General features: G+C 38.7%; 16 protein-coding genes and 1 rRNA gene. 14 read left to right on the forward strand and 3 right to left on the reverse strand.

Annotated features, from left to right (window positions below):
- The 7 genes from rrf to hisG form a co-directional block, all read left to right on the forward strand.
- Positions 1–88 (forward strand): 5S ribosomal RNA (gene rrf / locus J2Y37_RS10115); the annotation flags it as partial.
- A gap of 121 nt (positions 89–209) precedes the next feature.
- Complete coding sequence (locus J2Y37_RS10120; RefSeq protein WP_349032727.1) at positions 210–776, forward strand: DUF6000 family protein; 567 nt, start codon at positions 210–212, stop codon at positions 774–776.
- Between the two features lie 283 nt (positions 777–1,059).
- Complete coding sequence (locus J2Y37_RS10125; protein ID WP_349032728.1) at positions 1,060–2,508, forward strand: RNA polymerase factor sigma-54; 1,449 nt, start codon at positions 1,060–1,062, stop codon at positions 2,506–2,508.
- 167 nt (positions 2,509–2,675) lie between these two features.
- A complete protein-coding gene (gene raiA, locus J2Y37_RS10130) occupies positions 2,676–3,017 on the forward strand; it encodes a ribosome-associated translation inhibitor RaiA (protein WP_004669794.1) in 342 nt (113 codons plus the stop codon).
- A 139-nt stretch (positions 3,018–3,156) separates the two neighbouring features.
- The gene (gene ibaG, locus J2Y37_RS10135; protein ID WP_005198374.1) at positions 3,157–3,408 is read left to right on the forward strand and encodes a BolA family iron metabolism protein IbaG; all 252 of its coding nucleotides are present in this window, start codon (positions 3,157–3,159) and stop codon (positions 3,406–3,408) included.
- Between the two features lie 6 nt (positions 3,409–3,414).
- Complete coding sequence (gene murA, locus J2Y37_RS10140) at positions 3,415–4,674, forward strand: UDP-N-acetylglucosamine 1-carboxyvinyltransferase (protein WP_349032729.1); 1,260 nt, start codon at positions 3,415–3,417, stop codon at positions 4,672–4,674.
- Positions 4,671–5,360 carry an ATP phosphoribosyltransferase gene (gene hisG / locus J2Y37_RS10145; protein WP_004669798.1) on the forward strand — a complete coding sequence of 230 codons (690 nt, stop codon included), beginning with the start codon at positions 4,671–4,673 and terminating at the stop codon, positions 5,358–5,360. The genes murA and hisG overlap by 4 nt, the downstream gene beginning before the upstream one ends.
- A gap of 27 nt (positions 5,361–5,387) precedes the next feature.
- On the opposite strand, the gene J2Y37_RS10150 is transcribed toward hisG, so the two are convergent.
- Together J2Y37_RS10150 and J2Y37_RS10155 are read right to left on the reverse strand one after the other, a co-directional pair.
- Positions 5,388–6,311, reverse strand: coding sequence for a sigma-70 family RNA polymerase sigma factor (locus J2Y37_RS10150; RefSeq protein WP_349032730.1), 924 nt, complete (start codon positions 6,309–6,311; stop codon positions 5,388–5,390).
- Entirely contained in the window at positions 6,281–6,712 is a 432-nt protein-coding gene (locus J2Y37_RS10155) for a carboxymuconolactone decarboxylase family protein (protein WP_349032731.1), read from the reverse strand. Before J2Y37_RS10155 ends, J2Y37_RS10150 begins: the two co-directional genes overlap by 31 nt.
- 269 nt (positions 6,713–6,981) lie before the next feature.
- On the opposite strand from J2Y37_RS10155, the gene hisD reads away from it, so the two are divergent.
- Together hisD and hisC are read left to right on the forward strand one after the other, a co-directional pair.
- A complete protein-coding gene (gene hisD / locus J2Y37_RS10160; RefSeq protein ID WP_349032732.1) occupies positions 6,982–8,271 on the forward strand; it encodes a histidinol dehydrogenase in 1,290 nt (429 codons plus the stop codon).
- A gap of 134 nt (positions 8,272–8,405) precedes the next feature.
- Positions 8,406–9,494, forward strand: a complete 1,089-nt coding sequence (gene hisC, locus J2Y37_RS10165) for a histidinol-phosphate transaminase (protein ID WP_349032733.1) — start codon at positions 8,406–8,408, stop codon at positions 9,492–9,494.
- Positions 9,495–9,507: 13 nt separating this feature from the next.
- Here the strand turns inward: hisC and pabB are convergent, their stop codons facing one another.
- Entirely contained in the window at positions 9,508–10,860 is a 1,353-nt protein-coding gene (gene pabB, locus J2Y37_RS10170; RefSeq protein WP_349032734.1) for an aminodeoxychorismate synthase component I, read from the reverse strand.
- 523 nt (positions 10,861–11,383) lie between these two features.
- Here pabB and J2Y37_RS10175 point away from each other — a divergent pair.
- From J2Y37_RS10175 to filE, 5 genes are all read left to right on the forward strand, one after another.
- Entirely contained in the window at positions 11,384–12,259 is an 876-nt protein-coding gene (locus tag J2Y37_RS10175) for a DUF6160 family protein (protein WP_349032735.1), read from the forward strand.
- A gap of 277 nt (positions 12,260–12,536) precedes the next feature.
- The gene (locus J2Y37_RS10180; protein WP_349032736.1) at positions 12,537–13,370 is read left to right on the forward strand and encodes a C39 family peptidase; all 834 of its coding nucleotides are present in this window, start codon (positions 12,537–12,539) and stop codon (positions 13,368–13,370) included.
- Between the two features lie 42 nt (positions 13,371–13,412).
- Positions 13,413–14,522, forward strand: coding sequence for a transporter (locus J2Y37_RS10185; protein ID WP_349032737.1), 1,110 nt, complete (start codon positions 13,413–13,415; stop codon positions 14,520–14,522).
- A gap of 12 nt (positions 14,523–14,534) precedes the next feature.
- On the forward strand, positions 14,535–16,199 hold the full coding sequence (locus tag J2Y37_RS10190; RefSeq protein WP_349032738.1) for an outer membrane protein transport protein: 1,665 nt from the start codon (positions 14,535–14,537) through the stop codon (positions 16,197–16,199).
- The gene (gene filE / locus J2Y37_RS10195; RefSeq protein ID WP_349032739.1) at positions 16,199–17,440 is read left to right on the forward strand and encodes a putative pilus assembly protein FilE; all 1,242 of its coding nucleotides are present in this window, start codon (positions 16,199–16,201) and stop codon (positions 17,438–17,440) included. Before J2Y37_RS10190 ends, filE begins: the two co-directional genes overlap by 1 nt.
- The last annotated feature ends 16 nt before the right edge of the window (positions 17,441–17,456 follow it).

Below are 17,456 nucleotides of genomic sequence, written 5' to 3' on the forward strand. Positions count from 1 at the left end.
CCTGATCCCTTCCCGAACTCAGAAGTGAAACCTCTTCGCGCTGATGGTAGTGTGGCACTTGCCATGTGAGAGTAAGTCATCGCCAGCTTTTAAATCTAAACACCCCAGTCTCGTAAGAGGTTGGGGTGTTTTTTATGGCGCTGAAAGAGAGAAATATAAATTAAAGATTGGAATTTTAAAATAAAGGTAATTAAGGAGTGACTAATTGGATGGTTCACCCTAAATATGTTCAGCCTTTTTATTTGGAATTTATGAATGGCAATATTATTTTAATATCTGAAGCAAAACGAAAGGTTCTATGGAAAGCATTTACAAGTTGTGCTTTAGAACTATCAGATATTGAAATTATACAGATGGTTAATGAAGGGTGGCGTTCTGAAAAAGTTGGAGTGTGGACAATTGCTTTAAGAAAGATGGATCAATTTTCTGATAAAATCCTTTTAAGGCTGTTACAGTACCCGAATCATACAGAACATTTATGTATATGCCTTGCTCGCCTTGGAGGGGAACAATCTTACGAAGGGTTATTAAAATATATAGAAAAGTGTAATCACATTGTATTGGAGAATAGGTACATTAATGAAGCATTACAACCAGAATGGGCTTACGCAGCATTAAATTATTTACAGCCAGAAAGTAAGGTATTGCATGATAGGCAATGGTTTTTATTTCTTGAAGGATTGCCTCCCGTGTATAAGGAATTTTGGAAAAAAAGACATAATCATGTTCAATCTACATTTCTTTTAGTAATGGAATTGTTTGATATTCATCTATAAAATATTATTTAGATATGATGAACTTCTCTTCCTGTATTTGCTTATTGAGATCATTTGATTTTGAGGGGAGTTTAATACCGATTATAATTACTAGTCTTTAATCGTAATAATGAATGTTTCAAATATTTTACCTTGTTGATATTTCTATAAAAATTTTTATTTTGATAAATCCTAGTGATAAAATAAGTTGAATTTCTTTTTTCCTTATATGCGTAAACATTTCTTTATGTTATAAATAATTTTATAGGCATGTTTTTTGCTTGATTTTGTGAAGGAAGATTTTATGAGATTATCTGTTGGGTTGAAAGTTACGAATAGTCTATCGCTAACTCCTCAATTGCAGCAGGCAATTCGGCTCTTACAGCTTTCAAGTTTAGAGTTGGAGCAAGAAGTACAAATACAATTAGATAGTAACCCGTTACTGGAAAAAATTGAAGAGATTGGCACAACAGAAAGCTTATCTACATTAGAGCCAGAGGAAAATGCGGATTTAACAACAGAACTTAATGCTGATCATCTACCAAATGATTTACCTGTTGATACAGAATGGGATGATATTTACACCCATCAGTCTACAGCTTTAGGATCACCTGAGTATGAAGAACGAGAAGATAATCGGCAGGTTCAACATAATCTAAAAGAACATATTTTAGAACAAGTTAATTTATTACATTTTTCTAATATAGATAAGTTGATTGCATATTGTTTAGTAGATTCTTTAGATGAGAAAGGATTCCTAGATGCTGATTTAGATGAAATTCTGTTTGCCGTAACGCGCATATTGCAAGAAATGGATAGTGAGGAAGAGGTTGAATTAGATGAAATCATTGTTGTTCTTAAACATATTCAGCATTTGGACCCAGTGGGTGTCGGTTCGCGAAACCTTGCAGAATGTCTTATGATTCAACTCGGAAGTTTGAACGAAAAATCTCCTTATGTGGCTGAAGCAAAGAAGCTTCTGAAGAGTTATGAGCTGCTCATTGCAAATGATTTAAATAAGTTGTTAAAACAAACGGGCTTATCTAAAGAGCAGTTAAAAAGTGCAGTTGATTTATTAAAAACTTTGAAGCCTTATCCTGGTTTAGAGTTCAATCAACAAGAATCTGAATATCAAGTTCCAGATGTCGTTGTTGCTAAAAAAGATCTACATTGGCAGGTGCAACTTAATCCTGATGTCATTCCAAAATTGAGAATCAACTCCTTTTATTCCAGCATGATTCGTCGTGCTGATCAAAGTGATGACAATGTTTATCTACGCAATCAGATGTTGGAGGCTAAAAATTTCATTAAAAGTGTTGATGAGCGTCATAAAACACTATTAAAAGTCGCGACGTGCATTGTTGAGCATCAAAGAGCATTTTTAGAGTTGGGACCTGAGGCGATGAAGCCTTTGGTGTTGCGTGATGTTGCTGAAGAAGTTGAATTACATGAATCGACAGTGTCTCGCGTGACAACCAATAAATATATGCTGACGCCGCGTGGGCTTTTTGAATTGAAATATTTCTTTTCAAGTCATGTCGGAACAACGGCAGGTGGGGAGGCTTCTTCCACAGCGATTCGAGCCATGATTAGAAAATTAGTTTCGAATGAAAATCCGCGTAAACCTTTGTCGGATAATATAATTGCTGAGATGTTAAAAGTAGAAGGAATTGAGGTCGCTCGACGGACTGTCGCAAAATATCGTGAATCGTTACATATTCCATCATCTTCTGAAAGAAAAGTCTTGATCTGAATTTCAAGGTGTGACTATTCTAGGCATTCATTATGACCAAATAATGAATTTTTTAATAATCACTAGAGGACTCGCTAAGATGATTTAATGAGTGTTGAACCACATTATATGCATTAGATTGCTTGGGCGATGTTTTCGTATCCTAAGAAAAGGTGAGGGATAGAATTATGCAAATAACGATTCGTGGACACCATTTAACCATTACACCTGCAATTGAAGAGAATATTAAAGAAAAGTTTAGTCAAATGACCAAGCATCTAGATCAGGTAAATAGTATGCAGATCAAATTGGCTAAAGATCATCAAGTTGATAAACGTTCACATAAAGGGAGTGCAAACCATATTGCAGAAGCAATTATACGTCTGCCGGGGATTGAATTGTTTGCACAGGCGACAGCCGATGATATGTATACTTCGATAAAAAAACTAACAGAAAAATTAAAGCGACAGCTTGCAAAACATAGAAAAATACAATGTTCTTATCAACATGAACTTGCAATTTTGACTTAATTTTTAAGTTGAGTGAAAGAGGCTTTTTATAGAGCCTCTTTTTTTAGTGATAAAAAAAGAAAACGCTTACTGAATTATATGAAAAAGTTATAGTAAAATAGCGCGTTTTACACCAATGGTTGTATAAGAGGTCTTGGCAATGAATAGTGAGCAGCTCACGCAAATTTTAAAAGAAGCTTTTCCTGAAGCAGAAGTAGCAGTGAGCGGACAGGCTGGCAAGTTTGACCTTCGTATTGTTGATGACCAGTTTGAAGGTAAACGTACCGTCACTCGCCAACAGGCTGTTTATGCACCCCTGAATTCTTATATTGCGAGTGGTGCAGTTCACGCTGTTACGATTCGCGCAATGACAAAAGACGAATGGCGTAAAGCAAGCCTTTTCGGAGCATAAATATTAATGGATAAATTTTTAATTACGGGCGGTGTTAAGCTCGAGGGCGAAGTGCGCATTTCTGGTGCTAAAAATGCAGCTTTGCCTTTACTTGCAGCAATGATCCTTGCTGACTCTCCGATTACGCTAACCAATGTACCTAATCTAAAAGATGTGAATACATTGGTTGAGCTGATAGCTGGCTTGGGTATCACCATGCGTTATGAGGGTGAAACGGTTTGTGCTGATGCTTCGACATTAGATAATCAATTTGCACCTTATGAACTTGTAAAAACGATGCGCGCCTCTATTTTGGTGCTTGGTCCATTGTTGGCGCGTTATGGCAATGCTAAGGTTTCATTGCCTGGTGGCTGTGCGATTGGTTCACGTCCAGTTGATCAGCATCTAAAAGCATTAGAAGCTTTAGGCGCACAAATTGAAGTTGAAAATGGTTATGTCCATGCTTCAGTTGATGGCCGCTTAAAAGGTGGCGAAGTTTTTTTTGATATGGTTACTGTCGGTGGTACAGAAAATATCTTAATGGCTGCGGCATTGGCTGATGGTGTAACCACGATTCGTAATGCTGCTCGTGAACCAGAAATTACTGATCTTGCGCAAATGCTGATTAAAATGGGCGCTAAGATTGAAGGTTTAGACACGGATACGTTGGTTGTAACTGGTGTTGAAAGCTTGCATGGTTGTGAATACGCTGTGGTTGCTGACCGTATCGAGACGGGTTCATATTTAGCTGCTGCTGCGATTACGGGTGGTCGAGTTAAAACCACGCATACTGATCCTTTATTGCTAGAAGCGGTATTGGAAAAATTTGAAGAAATGGGTGCAGAAGTTACTTGTGGTGATGACTGGATTGAGTTGGATATGCAGGGTAAACGTCCTAAAGCTGTGAGTTTTAGAACACTACCGCATCCAGATTTCCCTACAGATATGCAAGCACAATTGATGGCGGTGAATGCAATCGGTCGTGGTTTTGCAACGATTTCTGAAACAATTTTTGAAAATCGTTTTATGCATGTACCTGAACTGTCTCGTATGGGTGCAAACATTCAAGTCGAAGGGCATGACGCGGTTGTAACTGGAGTAGAGACACTTCAAGCTGCACCTGTGATGGCGACTGATTTGCGTGCTTCATTTTCCCTAGTCCTTGCAGCTTTGGTTGCAGAGGGTGAGACACTGATTGATCGTATTTATCATATTGATCGTGGTTATGAACATATCGAAGAAAAATTGCAAAGTTTAGGGGCTCAGATTAAGCGAGTAAAAGGATGAATGACTTAAGAAACGATGATCCAAATTTTGATGTAATGGGCAATTTTGATCATGGTTTAACTTTGGCACTCAGTAAAGGTCGTATTTTAAAAGAGACTTTACCTTTACTTGAAAATGCAGGCATTAATTTACTGGAAGATCCAGAAAAGTCGCGTAAGTTGATTTTTCCAACTACGCATAAAAAAGTACGTATTCTTATTTTACGTGCTTCGGATGTGCCGACTTATGTTGAAAATGGTGCAGCAGATTTTGGTGTGGCGGGTAAAGATGTATTGATGGAGCATGGCGCACAACATGTGTATGAATTGCTTGATCTAAAAATTGCCAATTGTAAGTTAATGACTGCGGGTAAAGTGGGAATGCAACGTCCAAAAGGGCGTTTAAAGATCGCGACCAAATATGTCAACTTAACACGTCAATATTATGCAAGTTTAGGTGAGCAAGTGGATGTGATTAAGCTCTACGGTTCAATGGAGCTTGCACCGCTCGTTGGATTGGGCGATTACATTGTCGATGTGGTCGATACAGGAAATACCTTGCGTGCCAATGGTTTAGAGCCATTAGAGGAGATTTGTAAGGTTTCTTCGCGTTTAATCGTTAATAAAGCAAGTTTCAAACGTAAACAAGCTTTATTAAACCCAATCCTGACTCAACTTGAGCAGGCGATTAAAGAACGTTCGAAATAAAAGCGCCTATTCTGTACAAAGGTCAACTTAGGTTGGCCTTTTATTTTTTAGTTTGTCGGGATTGCGCATAACATAGATATTTTGAATCTGCTGGTTGCAATCAAATGCAAATGTCATCGCGATCACACAATTATGCTGTTGATCATATAACTTAAAGCCAATATTGCCATTGAGATGGCATATTTCCCAAAAAAGCTCATTCCAAGCCTGAAAGAGCAAGCGCTCAAAAAAGCGTAATACACTGGGCTGATCGATGAGTGGTTGAGGAATAGCTGAAACCTTACCGCCACCATCAGCAGCAAGCTGAATATCTTCACTCAGAAGCTTTTTAAGTTGATCAAGATTATGTGAGTGAATGGCGTCTCTAAAGGCATTTAGTAAAGTCATCTGATGTGAAGTTGGTAATGTCGAAAGTACCTTTGGTTGTTCTGAAATTCGTTTTCTTCCACGTACTACTAATTGCCGACAATAACTGTGCTGCTCTTGAAGAATTTCAGAAACCTCTTGGTAATCAAGATTAAAGATATCATGCAGTAAGTAAGCAGCTCGTTCTTTGGGTGAGAGTTTTTCAAGAACTAAAAGAAATGCAGTCGATAAGGTGTAATCAGATTCAATCGATATCTGTTCTGTATGTTGATACGGTTCGGGTAACCATGTACCCACATATTCAGTCCGTGACTTGTGGTGAGAACGAAGCAAGTCAATACAATGGCGTGTGCAAACCGATGTAAGCCAAGCTTGGGGATTGAGGATTTCCTCTTTAGGCTGCATTTGCCATTTTAGAAAAATATCCTGTAATACATCATCTGCGTCATGTGTTGAACCTAAGAGGCGATAAGCTAGGCCGAACAAGAATGCTCGGCTTGCTTGAAATAGATCTAAATCGTGTTTCGTGAGATTTTGTTGATTTTGCATCATCTTTAATGTTGTGAAATGCCGATACGATTCCATAAATTAATCATGCCAATCAATAAAGTTAAAGCAGATATTTGCTGTTCGTTAAAATATTTTAATAGGTTGGAACGCAGCGGCGCATAATCTGTTTGAGGGTGTAGTGTTGTTAATGCTTCTACCCAAGCAAAAGCAACTTTTTCTTGGTCACTGTAGTCTGCACAATGACGCCATATAATGAGGCGGTCTAAACGTGATTGGGTTTCACCATCTGCCAATGCTTCGGCAATATGCATTTTTACGCAATAAGCACATCCATTGATTTGTGAAGCTCTTAACAGAACTAAATGATAAAGTGGGCGTTCGATCAAGGCTAAGTCATCAATATTTTTGTGTACTTGATGAAGATGATGTACTGCACTTGGTAAATGTTTTTGCGGATGAATATTACTGTTCGTCATTTTAAAACTCCTGATATGAACAAATAGGGTTCTTAGATTGACGAATCAGCATTCAAATTTGTGACAACGATTTAAAAATAATTTTTAAGAGATTGTTTTATTTTAAAAATATTTCTATTTTATTATAGTTTTTTAGGTGAGTAATGCTATTGGATTGCTCATCGGCACACTAATTTTATCTCATAATTTTTTTAGGCTGATATTGCATCCACAAATAGAGTGAAAAAGAGTAAACTTAGCGCTCTCTTATTCGCCTTGTGGGTAAATTGATGCGACGTTTATCGACTCAGGATCAAAATTTTAAACAGACATTTGCTGAGCTATTAGCATTTGAAACTGTCAATGATCCTCAATTAATACAAACTGTAGATCAAATTATTGCTGATGTTCGTCAGCATGGTGATGATCATGTGCTGAAATTAACGCAACAGTTCGATCGACATCCCGCGCATCAATTCTCTGATTTAGAACTCACTCAAGCACAACTTAAAACTGCATTTGAGGGATTAACGGTTGAAATCCGTGATGCACTAGAACTTGCTGCAAAGCGTATTCGTGCTTTCCATCAAGCTCAAAAGCAAGAAGGGTGGACTTATATTGATGAGTTAGGAAATACTTTAGGTCAAAAAGTCACACCACTGGACCGGGTTGGTATTTATGTACCGGGTGGTTTAGCTTCTTACCCATCTTCTGTATTGATGAACGCACTTCCTGCCCATGTTGCAGGTGTTCCTGAAATCATTATGGTTGTTCCAGCACCGAATGGTGAGTTGAATCCATTGGTATTGGCAGCCGCACATTTGGCTGGTGTGAGTCGGGTCTTTACAATTGGCGGTGCGCAAGCCGTCGCTGCTTTGGCTTATGGCACACAAACTGTTCCAGCAGTAGATAAAATTACTGGTCCAGGAAATCGTTTTGTTGCAGCGGCAAAAAGAGCCGTATTTGGTCAAGTCGGTATTGATATGATCGCAGGACCTTCAGAAATTTTGGTTTATGCCGAAGGCGAAAATAATGCGGATTGGCTTGCGATGGATGTGTTGTCACAAGCGGAACATGATACGGTTGCCCAAGCTATTTTTATCACACCTGATGAGGCACTTTTAAATGCTGTTGATGCAGCCATTGAAAAGCATTTAAGTGAATTGCCAAAAGCAGAAATTGCCAGAACTTCAATTCAAAATCGTGGTGCTTTGGTTCTCGTTAAAGATCGAGCAGAAGCAGTTGAATTGATTAATCAAGTTGCACCTGAGCATTTAGAGCTTTGTTTAGATGATGCTGAACAGATGAGCCAAGAGATTCGTCATGCTGGTGCAATCTTTATGGGGCGTTATACGCCTGAAGCAATTGGTGATTATTGTGCAGGTCCAAACCATGTCTTGCCAACATCGGGTACAGCGCGCTTCTCGTCTCCACTTGGCGTCTATGATTTTCAAAAGCGTTCTAGCCTAATCATGTGCTCGCAGGAAGGTGTTAAACCTTTGGCGAAAACTGCGGATGTGCTTGCGGTACAGGAAAATCTAGATGCTCATGCTCGTTCAGCACGTTACCGTTATCAATAAATCTAATTTAAAACTTCTCCCTAAGCCTCTCCTTATAGGAGAGGGAATAGCCACCTGCAGACTTAATATTTTGGTGGAATAAGTTTGAATATTCCTCTTCGAGAGCTTAGGTGAGGGTTAAAAGAGAAAATAAAATGTCGAATATCACAACAGAACAAATGCGTTTTTGGAGTCCTGAAGTTCGTGAATTGGAACCGTATATTCCCGGTGAGCAACCCAAAATTCAGAACTTATTAAAGCTCAATACCAATGAAAATCCATATCCGCCATCACCGAGAGTTGAGGCGGCGGTCCAAGCTGTTTTGGCAAATCAAGCCGATGCCTTGCGCCTATATCCTGACCCTGACGCAACAGCCTTGAAGCAAGCGATTGCCAAACAGCAAAATGTTGAGATTGCACAAGTCTTTGTGGGAAATGGTTCTGATGAGGTTTTAGCACATATTTTTAAAGCATTTTTTATTCAAAAAGAAGCTGTGCTTTATCCAGATATTACTTATAGTTTTTATCCTGTTTATAGTCAGTTCTTTGGCATTCACACCCAGCAAATTCCATTGAATGAAAATTTTGAAATAGATGTTGCAGATTATAAGCAAGCGAATGGTGGGGTGATTATTACCAATCCAAATGCACCAACCAGTATTGCTTTGGGTTTGGATCAAATCGAACAGGTTTTACAAGCAAATCCTAATCGAGTGGTTGTGATTGATGAAGCTTATGTCGATTTTGGTGCTGAAACTGCTGTTCAGTTGGTCAAAAAATATGAAAATTTAGTGGTCTGCCAAACGACATCTAAATCACGTTCATTGGCTGGTTTGCGTGTTGGATATGCCATTGCACAAAGTCATTTGATTGCTGCCCTTGAAGCAGTAAAAAATAGTTTTAACTCCTATCCGATGGATCGTTTTGCCATTGCAGCCGCTGTTGCTTCCTTTGAGGATCAGGCTTACTTTGAGGCGCAATGTAAAAAAGTCATAGACAGTCGTGAAAAGTTGATCAGTGAGTTAATGGCTTTAGGTTTTCAAGTATTGCCATCAAAAGCCAATTTCATTTTTGCCACGCATCCAAAACATGATGCGGCTCAATTGATGCAACAACTACGTGATCATGGGATTTTGGTCCGTTATTTCAATAAACCTCGGATTAACCAATTCTTGCGTATCACGATTGGTACAGATGAACAAAATAAGCGTTTAGTGGATACGCTAAAAACGCATATTTTATAAATCTATTTTTGATTTAGAGGTTTGTTTTCTGCCATGTGTTGAGTAAATTGAGCATGGCAGAAATTTTATCAAAACATTCTTGATATTCAGCTTCAGCATCAGAAGCGATGGTGATACCACCACCTGCCCACATGGATAATTCGTTTTGATATTTTTGAATACTGCGGATCAAAATATTCCATCGACCTGTTCCATCAAAATTAAAATATCCTAAACTACCGCAATAAGCACCGCGGGGCGCACCTTCTAGTTCCTCAATAATTTGCATGGCACGAATTTTAGGTGCTCCTGTAATTGAACCACCAGGTAGGGCAGACAATAACATTTGCATAGGATTGATTTCTTCTTTCATGGTCGCGGTAATTTCACTGACCATGTGATGCACTTGATTGAAACTTTCGATTTCAAATAGTTTGGTGGTTGTGACCGAACCTGTCTCAGCGTAAACACTTAAATCATTGCGTAATAAATCAACGATCATGACATTCTCAGCTTGGTCTTTTTCCGAGCGACTGAGTTTTTCTTTAGATCGCTGATCCTGTTGAGGGTCATTAAAACGTGGCATGGTTCCTTTGATGGGACGGGTTTTTATTTTTCGATTATTTTGGAATTCAATAAATAACTCAGGAGAACAACTGAGTAATTCAAAATCATTAATTTTTAGATAGCCTGCATAAGGTGCGTGTGTGAGCTGCCATAATGCTTGTGCAGAATTTAATAACGAACCTTGAGCAGTCGCTTTGAACTCTTGGGTGAGGTTAATTTGATAACAATCTCCCGCTTTAATATATTCCTGAACGTGTTGGAATGCATTTAAGTATTGTTGTTTTGACCAGCGAGGGTGGGATGCTTCAAGTAAAGTAAGTGCGGACAGGTTCTTGGATGTTGGTTGAGCTATGAGATCAGATATAAATGCATAAATAGCCTGAGCATTTTCTTCACGGCTATGAAAATACCAAGCATTGTCCTGAAATCTCAAAAAAGTTGAGTATTGACCTAAGAAAAAACTGGGTTGAGGGTGGCTGGAAATATTGACATGCTGATTGGCACTATAGTCATAACTGAAAAAACCAATATATCCACCATCAAATACAACATTTTGCTGAGAGCTTTGAGTGGTTTGATCAAAGTTTGAGAACTCGGTAACGGTTGTTGCTTTTGGTTGTAATTGATATTGATTGAATGCAGTTTGATGAAACTGTTGAAGTATGGACTGTTGAAATACTAGAAACTTTTTAGGTAAAAAAGCAATGACAGGGAGATTTTGGTCATGCAAATAGACCAAACCCGTCAAATCATAAAGTTGGGAGAGAAGGTCAAATGCAGATGTAAGTTCTGTATTAAGCTTTTGTTTAAAATAAGACATAAAATGAAAATATATACATCTACATTTGGGAAAAAGGATTGTACTACAATCAAAAAATGCTCGTGATACTTTATAGTGATTTAGAATAAAAAATAGACAGACATTTCGTTGATATGATCAAAAAAAACTTGGGAAATTGAGGTTAGTGTTATTGATACAGAGAGAGGAAAGAAAAATTTTGCTTACATTTTATGGTTACTTTAATGAAAGTAGACAAAGGGTCTTGTTTTTGACCATTGGGATCAAAATTCGAGTGATTGATTTTTATAAATAACTATATTTTTTAAATGTTTATTTATCTTTGTGTGTTGTGGGGCTGAATGCCTTGAGGGGCGCCGTTTATCGGGTTGTTACTAAAAAACATTTAACAGTAGTTGAACATAAAATAACAAACGAGTAATTTAGTAGTTGCTAAGCGAACTACTCAAGGATTGGAAGTTCAGGTTGTCATTTAATAAAAAACAACAGTGGACAGTTTAGAGTAGTGAAAGTCAAAAAATAAATGCTCTTGGGAGAGTGCTCAATGAAAATGTTTACTAAACTCGTTTTAGTTTCTTCAATGGCGATTAGCGCAAATGCAATGGCTATGCAAGCAATGGACGATGCTGCACTAAGCGCTGCAACTGGTCAAGATGGTATTTCTATTGGTATCGCTGTTGGTGCTGGTGGTATCTCTATCGATAACTTATATATTCACGATAATGATGGTTTACAAGCATCAACTGGCATTACTGGTGCAACTGGTGATGCTGGTGCGATTTCTATCGCTGGCGTTACGATTACTCAAAAAGGAGCTGGTAACCTTTTAGATTTGGTTATTGATTCAGATGCTGGTACAGGTAATACAACAGGTTCTGGTCCAAACAGCTCTGCGTTCTTGAATATTGCAGCAACAGTTGGTGCTGTTGATGTATCAATTGGTTCAATAGGGGTTGGTGTTTCTGGTACTAGCCAAAATGCTGCTTTGATAGCTGATGCTTCTACAGTAGGTGATGTTCGCCGCGGTGCTACTGGTGTTAACGAAATTATCACTGGTCTTGATTTGTCACTAGGTACTATTACTGCAAATATTCAATTAGGTTCTGCACCTCAAGGCGCTATGATTAAAGTAGACTCTACTTTATCTGGTCTTGATATTAAAAATCTAGGAATTGTTGATGCTGCTGGTGGTGGTACTATCAATATCGGTGGTATTCATGTTCGAGGCGAGTCTGGTGCTGCAATTGGTGTTGACTTGGATATTAACGTTAAAACTACTGGCTTAGAAATTGTAAATAACAGTACTGCTAAAAATGATGTTTATATTCGAAGCGTTGGTTTGGGTGGTGCTTCAATTGGTGATGTAGAAATTCAAGGTTTAAATGTTGGTTCATCAACAATTACCATTGCTGGTCACTAATTTTCTTCAAGCAAAAAAAGCGCTTCATGCGCTTTTTTTGCTATATATGTTTTGGTTAAATATTAATATAGTCATATTGTGTCTATGGCTATGTTTTGGATACATAAAATAAGTCCAACTCAAGATAAAAACATACATTTCGTCAAAAAAAATAAAAAAAAGCTGTATTTTTTCATAAAAAAAGGTATCTTCAACAGGCAAGGACGTAGTGTTTGTGACTAAACACTAAAAATAAAATGAATAAGGCAAGTGCTGCCACGGTTAGAAAAAGAGACTTATGTTAGAGATCGCTTTAGGCTCGGCATTGATGTATTACTTCTCAACGCAAGCCTTTGAAATAGAAAAAAAACCTGAGGGGACTGTTCACTACACAGAAACCCTAGATTCTCGCAACCCTTCTTTTACACGGAATCACCGTGAAGCTGTCACTATTAAACCTGCTGTAGAGGATCAGTTTCGCGGTATCGTCCGTCAAGCTTATGACTATAGCTGTGGTTCGGCTGCATTAACCACGTTGTTAAATGGTTATGGTGGTCTGAGTTTAACAGAACAGCAAACGATGTCTGGTTTACTTCAATATGGTGAATATCAACGCATTATTGAGCGCCGTAGTTTTTCACTATTGGACATGAAACGCTTTGTGACAGCGATCGGATTAAATAGTAACGGTTATAGAGGAAAGTTTTCAGATCTCGTTGAGTTAAAACAACCAGCTATTGTACCAATTACTTATGCAGGCTTTAAGCACTTTGTTGTTTACAAGGCATATAAAGATGGACGCGTCTATGTCGCTGATCCTGCTTTAGGCAATATTAGCTTTGATGAAGTTCGTTTCCAAGAGGTATGGGATAACAATACACTCTTCCTTGTTGATGTACCTGAGTCATATCGGAAAAATTTATTGGCTTTGCAAGATGCAGATATGCGACATGTAGAAGACTCGACTATAAATAAATATGCGCTTGCAGATATTCAATTTCAAACGTCTCGGTTTGAACGTATAGCTGATAAAGCATCTACAATGCGTCGAGTAATAGATACAGACCCAGAGTCAACAAATTTTAACCGACCGATTACGACGTATATGCGGATGTACTATAAGCGCAAATAGTCCTTAATTTTAATAAATTAAATGCATAAGCAGGATGTTTTAATGAATAATCAATGGATGAATCTGAGTGTGTTGGCCTTAAGCTTAAGTGCGATCACAACAAGTCTTTATGCGGAAGAGCAAATACCAGTAGAACAGGCTGAGCAGCAGGTTCAAGAAGCTGAGCAAATATCAGCTGATGAATCAGAGAGTCCTTCAGTAACCGAAAATAGCGCAAATCAGGCTGCAACCGCTTTACAGAAACAAGAAGGGGACGCTTCGCAAGAAACGAACCTGCAAGAGGTCTTTACGTCTAGTGAGCGACAATACTCATTGATTAAGAAGGGTGTGATTTCTTCATATTATGACATTGATTATACCTATTATCGTGATAGTCGTCTTGATTTAGCATTGAGTGACAGTAATAGTACTTTGGAAAGGTTGCGTGTAGAAGAAGATGCTAATCACACTTTAACCAATACCTTTACCTTGCAATATGGTTTTTTGGATAATGTCACCCTATCTGCTTCATTGCCTTTTATTGCTAAAAAACAGTTATTGGATGATAAAACTGCGGCAGGCTTAGGTGATGTCTCTTTCAGTGCACGTTGGGAGCCATTCCCACTCAAACAAGGGCGTCTGCCTTTGATTGTATTTGGTAGTTTATCGACCAAGACTGGTGATAGTCCTTATGAAATTGCGACAGATGAACTATCTACGGGTAAGGGGTATTACTCAGTTGGTGGTGGTGCGAGTACACGTAAATATATTGATCCTGTAGTTTTATTCACATCAGTTTCAGCAAGCTATGGTTTCAAAGAGTCTGGATTAAACCAAGTCCGTGGTAATCGAATTTTAGATAGTTTCGATCCTGGTTTAAGTGGTGGATTTTCATTCGGTTTTGCTTACTCATTTAACTATGATGTTTCGCTGACGATGTCATATCAACAAAGTTTCAACACTGGCGCAAAGTTTTATTTCAAAAATGATGAGAGCTTTAAGTCAGCAGATCAAAGTAGCTCGATGTTATCGTTTGCTTTAGGTGTGCGTGTGTCACCAGAAACAATTGTTAATGGAACGGTCGGAATAGGCTTAACTGAGGATGCACCAGATGTATCATTAGGCTTATCTTTCCCACTTGATATTATAGGTTTCGGCAAGAAACTACGTTAAGGAGACGTAAAGGTGAAATATCCTAAATTATGTCCTTTGACGATTAGTATTCTGATTGCAGGACTTTCCAATATTACGCATGCTCAACTAGGGCAAGATTTATCCGTAGATTTAAGATCACTGGCATTGGGAAATGCGGTAACCGCGGATCCACCTGGCATTAGCGCAGTGCATTTCAACCCTGCTGGCCTCGCGAAATTGGAAGGTTTACAAACTGATGTACAAGGGATTTTAGCCAATTTCTCAATTAAACGGGATTACACTGCACCTGCTGGCTACAATGTCTTTGGCTATTCTGATGATCCGCTCGTTTGTAATGATGGGCCAGAGATAGATGCTCGAATATGTACAGATTTTAAGGGGACGGTCTCTGGCGATGTCGAGTATGCAAGTATTTACGTTCCAGGTTTGAAGAAAATTGTCGATCTAGGGCCTAATATGCCGATAGCAGCTCCCACTGCTGGTATTTCATATAAGCCACCTGGCTCAAAAGTAACCTATGCAACAGCAATTTATGCACCCTTAGTCGCGGGCTTTGGTGCTGAAGATGGTAATCCTAGTAATTATATGGGACAACAAGTCGCATTAGAGCGTATAACTTACTTGTCGCCATCATTTGGCTATCAAGTCAATGATCATTTGGCGATTGGTGCTTCATTCGGAATGTCTTATCAAGCGATTGCATTGAAAACCGACTTACGTTTCCCCAATGAAATGATTGGGGTGTTGCGAATGGTTGATGAAGTCGTTTGCGCGCCATTTAAGGGTAATGGCGACATTATTACGGATTTATTACTTTTTGGGATGTGTAACTCAAAAGAAGGGATGAATCCATTTAACAAAATGGGTGCTCTTGAAGTTTCAATGGAGCAATCGTTGAGTCCCAGTTATAACCTAGGGATTTTATGGGAACCAACAGATGATTTTAGCTTTGGTATGGTTTATCAAAGTGAAGCAAAAATGCGACTGCGCGGTAAGTATCTCATCAATAATGCGACCGCACCACAACAACTTGTTGCAGGTCTAAACTCTTCAGCAACTGGACAAGTTTTGGCAGCGATATTGGGTTTGCCTGGATTTGTACCTGATATTGAATCTGGTTTAGTTGCGATGAATTTTAAATATCCGCAACACTTCAAAGCTGGGATTAAATACAAAATATTCCCAGATTTACAGATGAATTTTGACATCGGTTGGACAGATTTCTCTGCTTGGGATAAATTCGAATTTGAGTTTGATCGTCAAATTTCATTATTAAAAGTTGCAAAACTATTGTCTTCAGATGTTACAGATCGCTCACTGGCCTTGCCATTAAAGTTTCAGTCCTCATGGCGTTGGGGGATTGGTTTTGAATATTCAGCGACAGATCGTTTAAAGCTACGGATGGGATATGAGCCGCGAACCAGTTCAATTCCTGATGATAAACGCAATACCATGGTACCGATTAACAATGCACAGTTGTTTGGCTTGGGTTTAGGCTATCGATTTGACCAAGATACAGATTTAGATTTATCAATTGGTTTTTTACGCAGTCGTGATGATATTCCAGCAAATACCAGTAGCCTAGCCAACAAAACTGGGGTTGATAATATTTTACTCAACCCATATGCAGGTCTAGATATTAAAACAAATACGAAGGTTACATTACTTGGTATTAATTATAGAACAAGATGGTGATGCAAAAGACAATGAAACATGGATCTAAATTTGCGATGCTCATGCTAGGTGCTGTATTGGCAAATGGGTCGACTGGCTATGCAGATGGTTTTTATACAATTATTGGGCCAGATGGTCGCCCAATGATTGTGCCTAAAAAAAATGTACAACGGGATGTATCGCCAAAAAAACAAGTTGAGCATGTCACCCCTCAAAAGAAAGCTGAACCATTAGATAAGTCAAAGCCAGTTCGATTACAATCGTCTGAGCCAAAGTTAAATACGAACAAAGACTTAATGCCGCAACAACAACCCTTAAACTCTGTAGAGGTTCACTCTTCTCGTGTAAGCTCAACGAAAGATACAGCAATCGAAAATCGTGTTCTCAAGTCCTCGGCAGATAAAGAAATAGCAAACCGCGTGGTGACCAAGACAAATGCTCCGGTAGAGGAGAAAGCGGTTATCCAACCGAAGAAAATAGAAAAAACGCAAATGCAGGTTGCTAAAGAGCAGCAACCATCTATTGTCAAAGAGACCTCCACCCCCTCATCTTTAGCTCCTATTCAGCAAACAACAACGCCAAGCGCTTTCGCTAAAATTGATGGCATTGAATATGTGAATAATGAATACCTTGAAGACCAAGAATTCAATTTGGATGGGAAAAAGCGTTTTTATATGATGCCAGACGGCAGTGGTCGTTTAGAAACGGTGGAACGTAAAAAAGGGGTGAGTCGATCAGTTCTTGACAAGCTCCTAAATCGTTCAATACAAGCTGATGCCCCCATTGTTTTGGCTGACAGTTATATACGGTTGTCTGAACAGGATTTATCGCTCGCATTTGAAGATGACCGTTGCTTTTTAACAGATTATTCTAAATCTATTAAGACATTAGCACCTCAAAAGGAGGTGGGTGTATGGCCACGTAAGCCTTTAAAAGAAAAGTTTGAATATGACTTAGTTAAAATGGATGCCTCCATTGAGTATATGCAGATTGATTCTTATGCTATGAGTACTGAAAAGCCTGTTTATTATTGGCCTTTGGTGGTTTTTCTCGATGAAAAAGGCTGTATCAAAGAAGGTGCAAGCGGGTTTAAGAGCGGCGTGACAAATGCGAATTTTTTACAGCATGCGTCTATTCATGGGGTCATCAAAGTCCCTTCAGATGCTCACTATATCATGATGACGCCGTTGGCTTCAGCAGTGGATGTATCAGAACACGAACTTTCGAATCAAGGACAGATCAAAATTTCTGCTATACAGTAATTAAAATTTAGGATGA

It is taken from the genome of Acinetobacter sp. 3657 (genome assembly GCF_031456775.1).
In the GTDB taxonomy this organism is placed as follows: domain Bacteria; phylum Pseudomonadota; class Gammaproteobacteria; order Pseudomonadales; family Moraxellaceae; genus Acinetobacter.

Bases quoted from the DNA above. Each gene is read 5' to 3' on its own strand.
- hisC (WP_349032733.1), top strand. From the start codon at position 8,406: ATGTCGAATATCACAACAGAACAAATGCGTTTTTGGAGTCCTGAAGTT.
- J2Y37_RS10125 (WP_349032728.1), top strand. From the start codon at position 1,060: ATGAGATTATCTGTTGGGTTGAAAGTTACGAATAGTCTATCGCTAACT.
- J2Y37_RS10155 (WP_349032731.1), bottom strand. From the start codon at position 6,712: ATGACGAACAGTAATATTCATCCGCAAAAACATTTACCAAGTGCAGTA.
- filE (WP_349032739.1), top strand. From the start codon at position 16,199: ATGCAAAAGACAATGAAACATGGATCTAAATTTGCGATGCTCATGCTA.
- hisG (WP_004669798.1), top strand. From the start codon at position 4,671: ATGAATGACTTAAGAAACGATGATCCAAATTTTGATGTAATGGGCAAT.
- raiA (WP_004669794.1), top strand. From the start codon at position 2,676: ATGCAAATAACGATTCGTGGACACCATTTAACCATTACACCTGCAATT.
- J2Y37_RS10180 (WP_349032736.1), top strand. From the start codon at position 12,537: ATGTTAGAGATCGCTTTAGGCTCGGCATTGATGTATTACTTCTCAACG.
- murA (WP_349032729.1), top strand. From the start codon at position 3,415: ATGGATAAATTTTTAATTACGGGCGGTGTTAAGCTCGAGGGCGAAGTG.
- J2Y37_RS10175 (WP_349032735.1), top strand. From the start codon at position 11,384: ATGAAAATGTTTACTAAACTCGTTTTAGTTTCTTCAATGGCGATTAGC.
- hisD (WP_349032732.1), top strand. From the start codon at position 6,982: ATGCGACGTTTATCGACTCAGGATCAAAATTTTAAACAGACATTTGCT.
- J2Y37_RS10185 (WP_349032737.1), top strand. From the start codon at position 13,413: ATGAATAATCAATGGATGAATCTGAGTGTGTTGGCCTTAAGCTTAAGT.
- J2Y37_RS10120 (WP_349032727.1), top strand. From the start codon at position 210: ATGGTTCACCCTAAATATGTTCAGCCTTTTTATTTGGAATTTATGAAT.
- pabB (WP_349032734.1), bottom strand. From the start codon at position 10,860: ATGTCTTATTTTAAACAAAAGCTTAATACAGAACTTACATCTGCATTT.
- J2Y37_RS10150 (WP_349032730.1), bottom strand. From the start codon at position 6,311: ATGGAATCGTATCGGCATTTCACAACATTAAAGATGATGCAAAATCAA.
- ibaG (WP_005198374.1), top strand. From the start codon at position 3,157: ATGAATAGTGAGCAGCTCACGCAAATTTTAAAAGAAGCTTTTCCTGAA.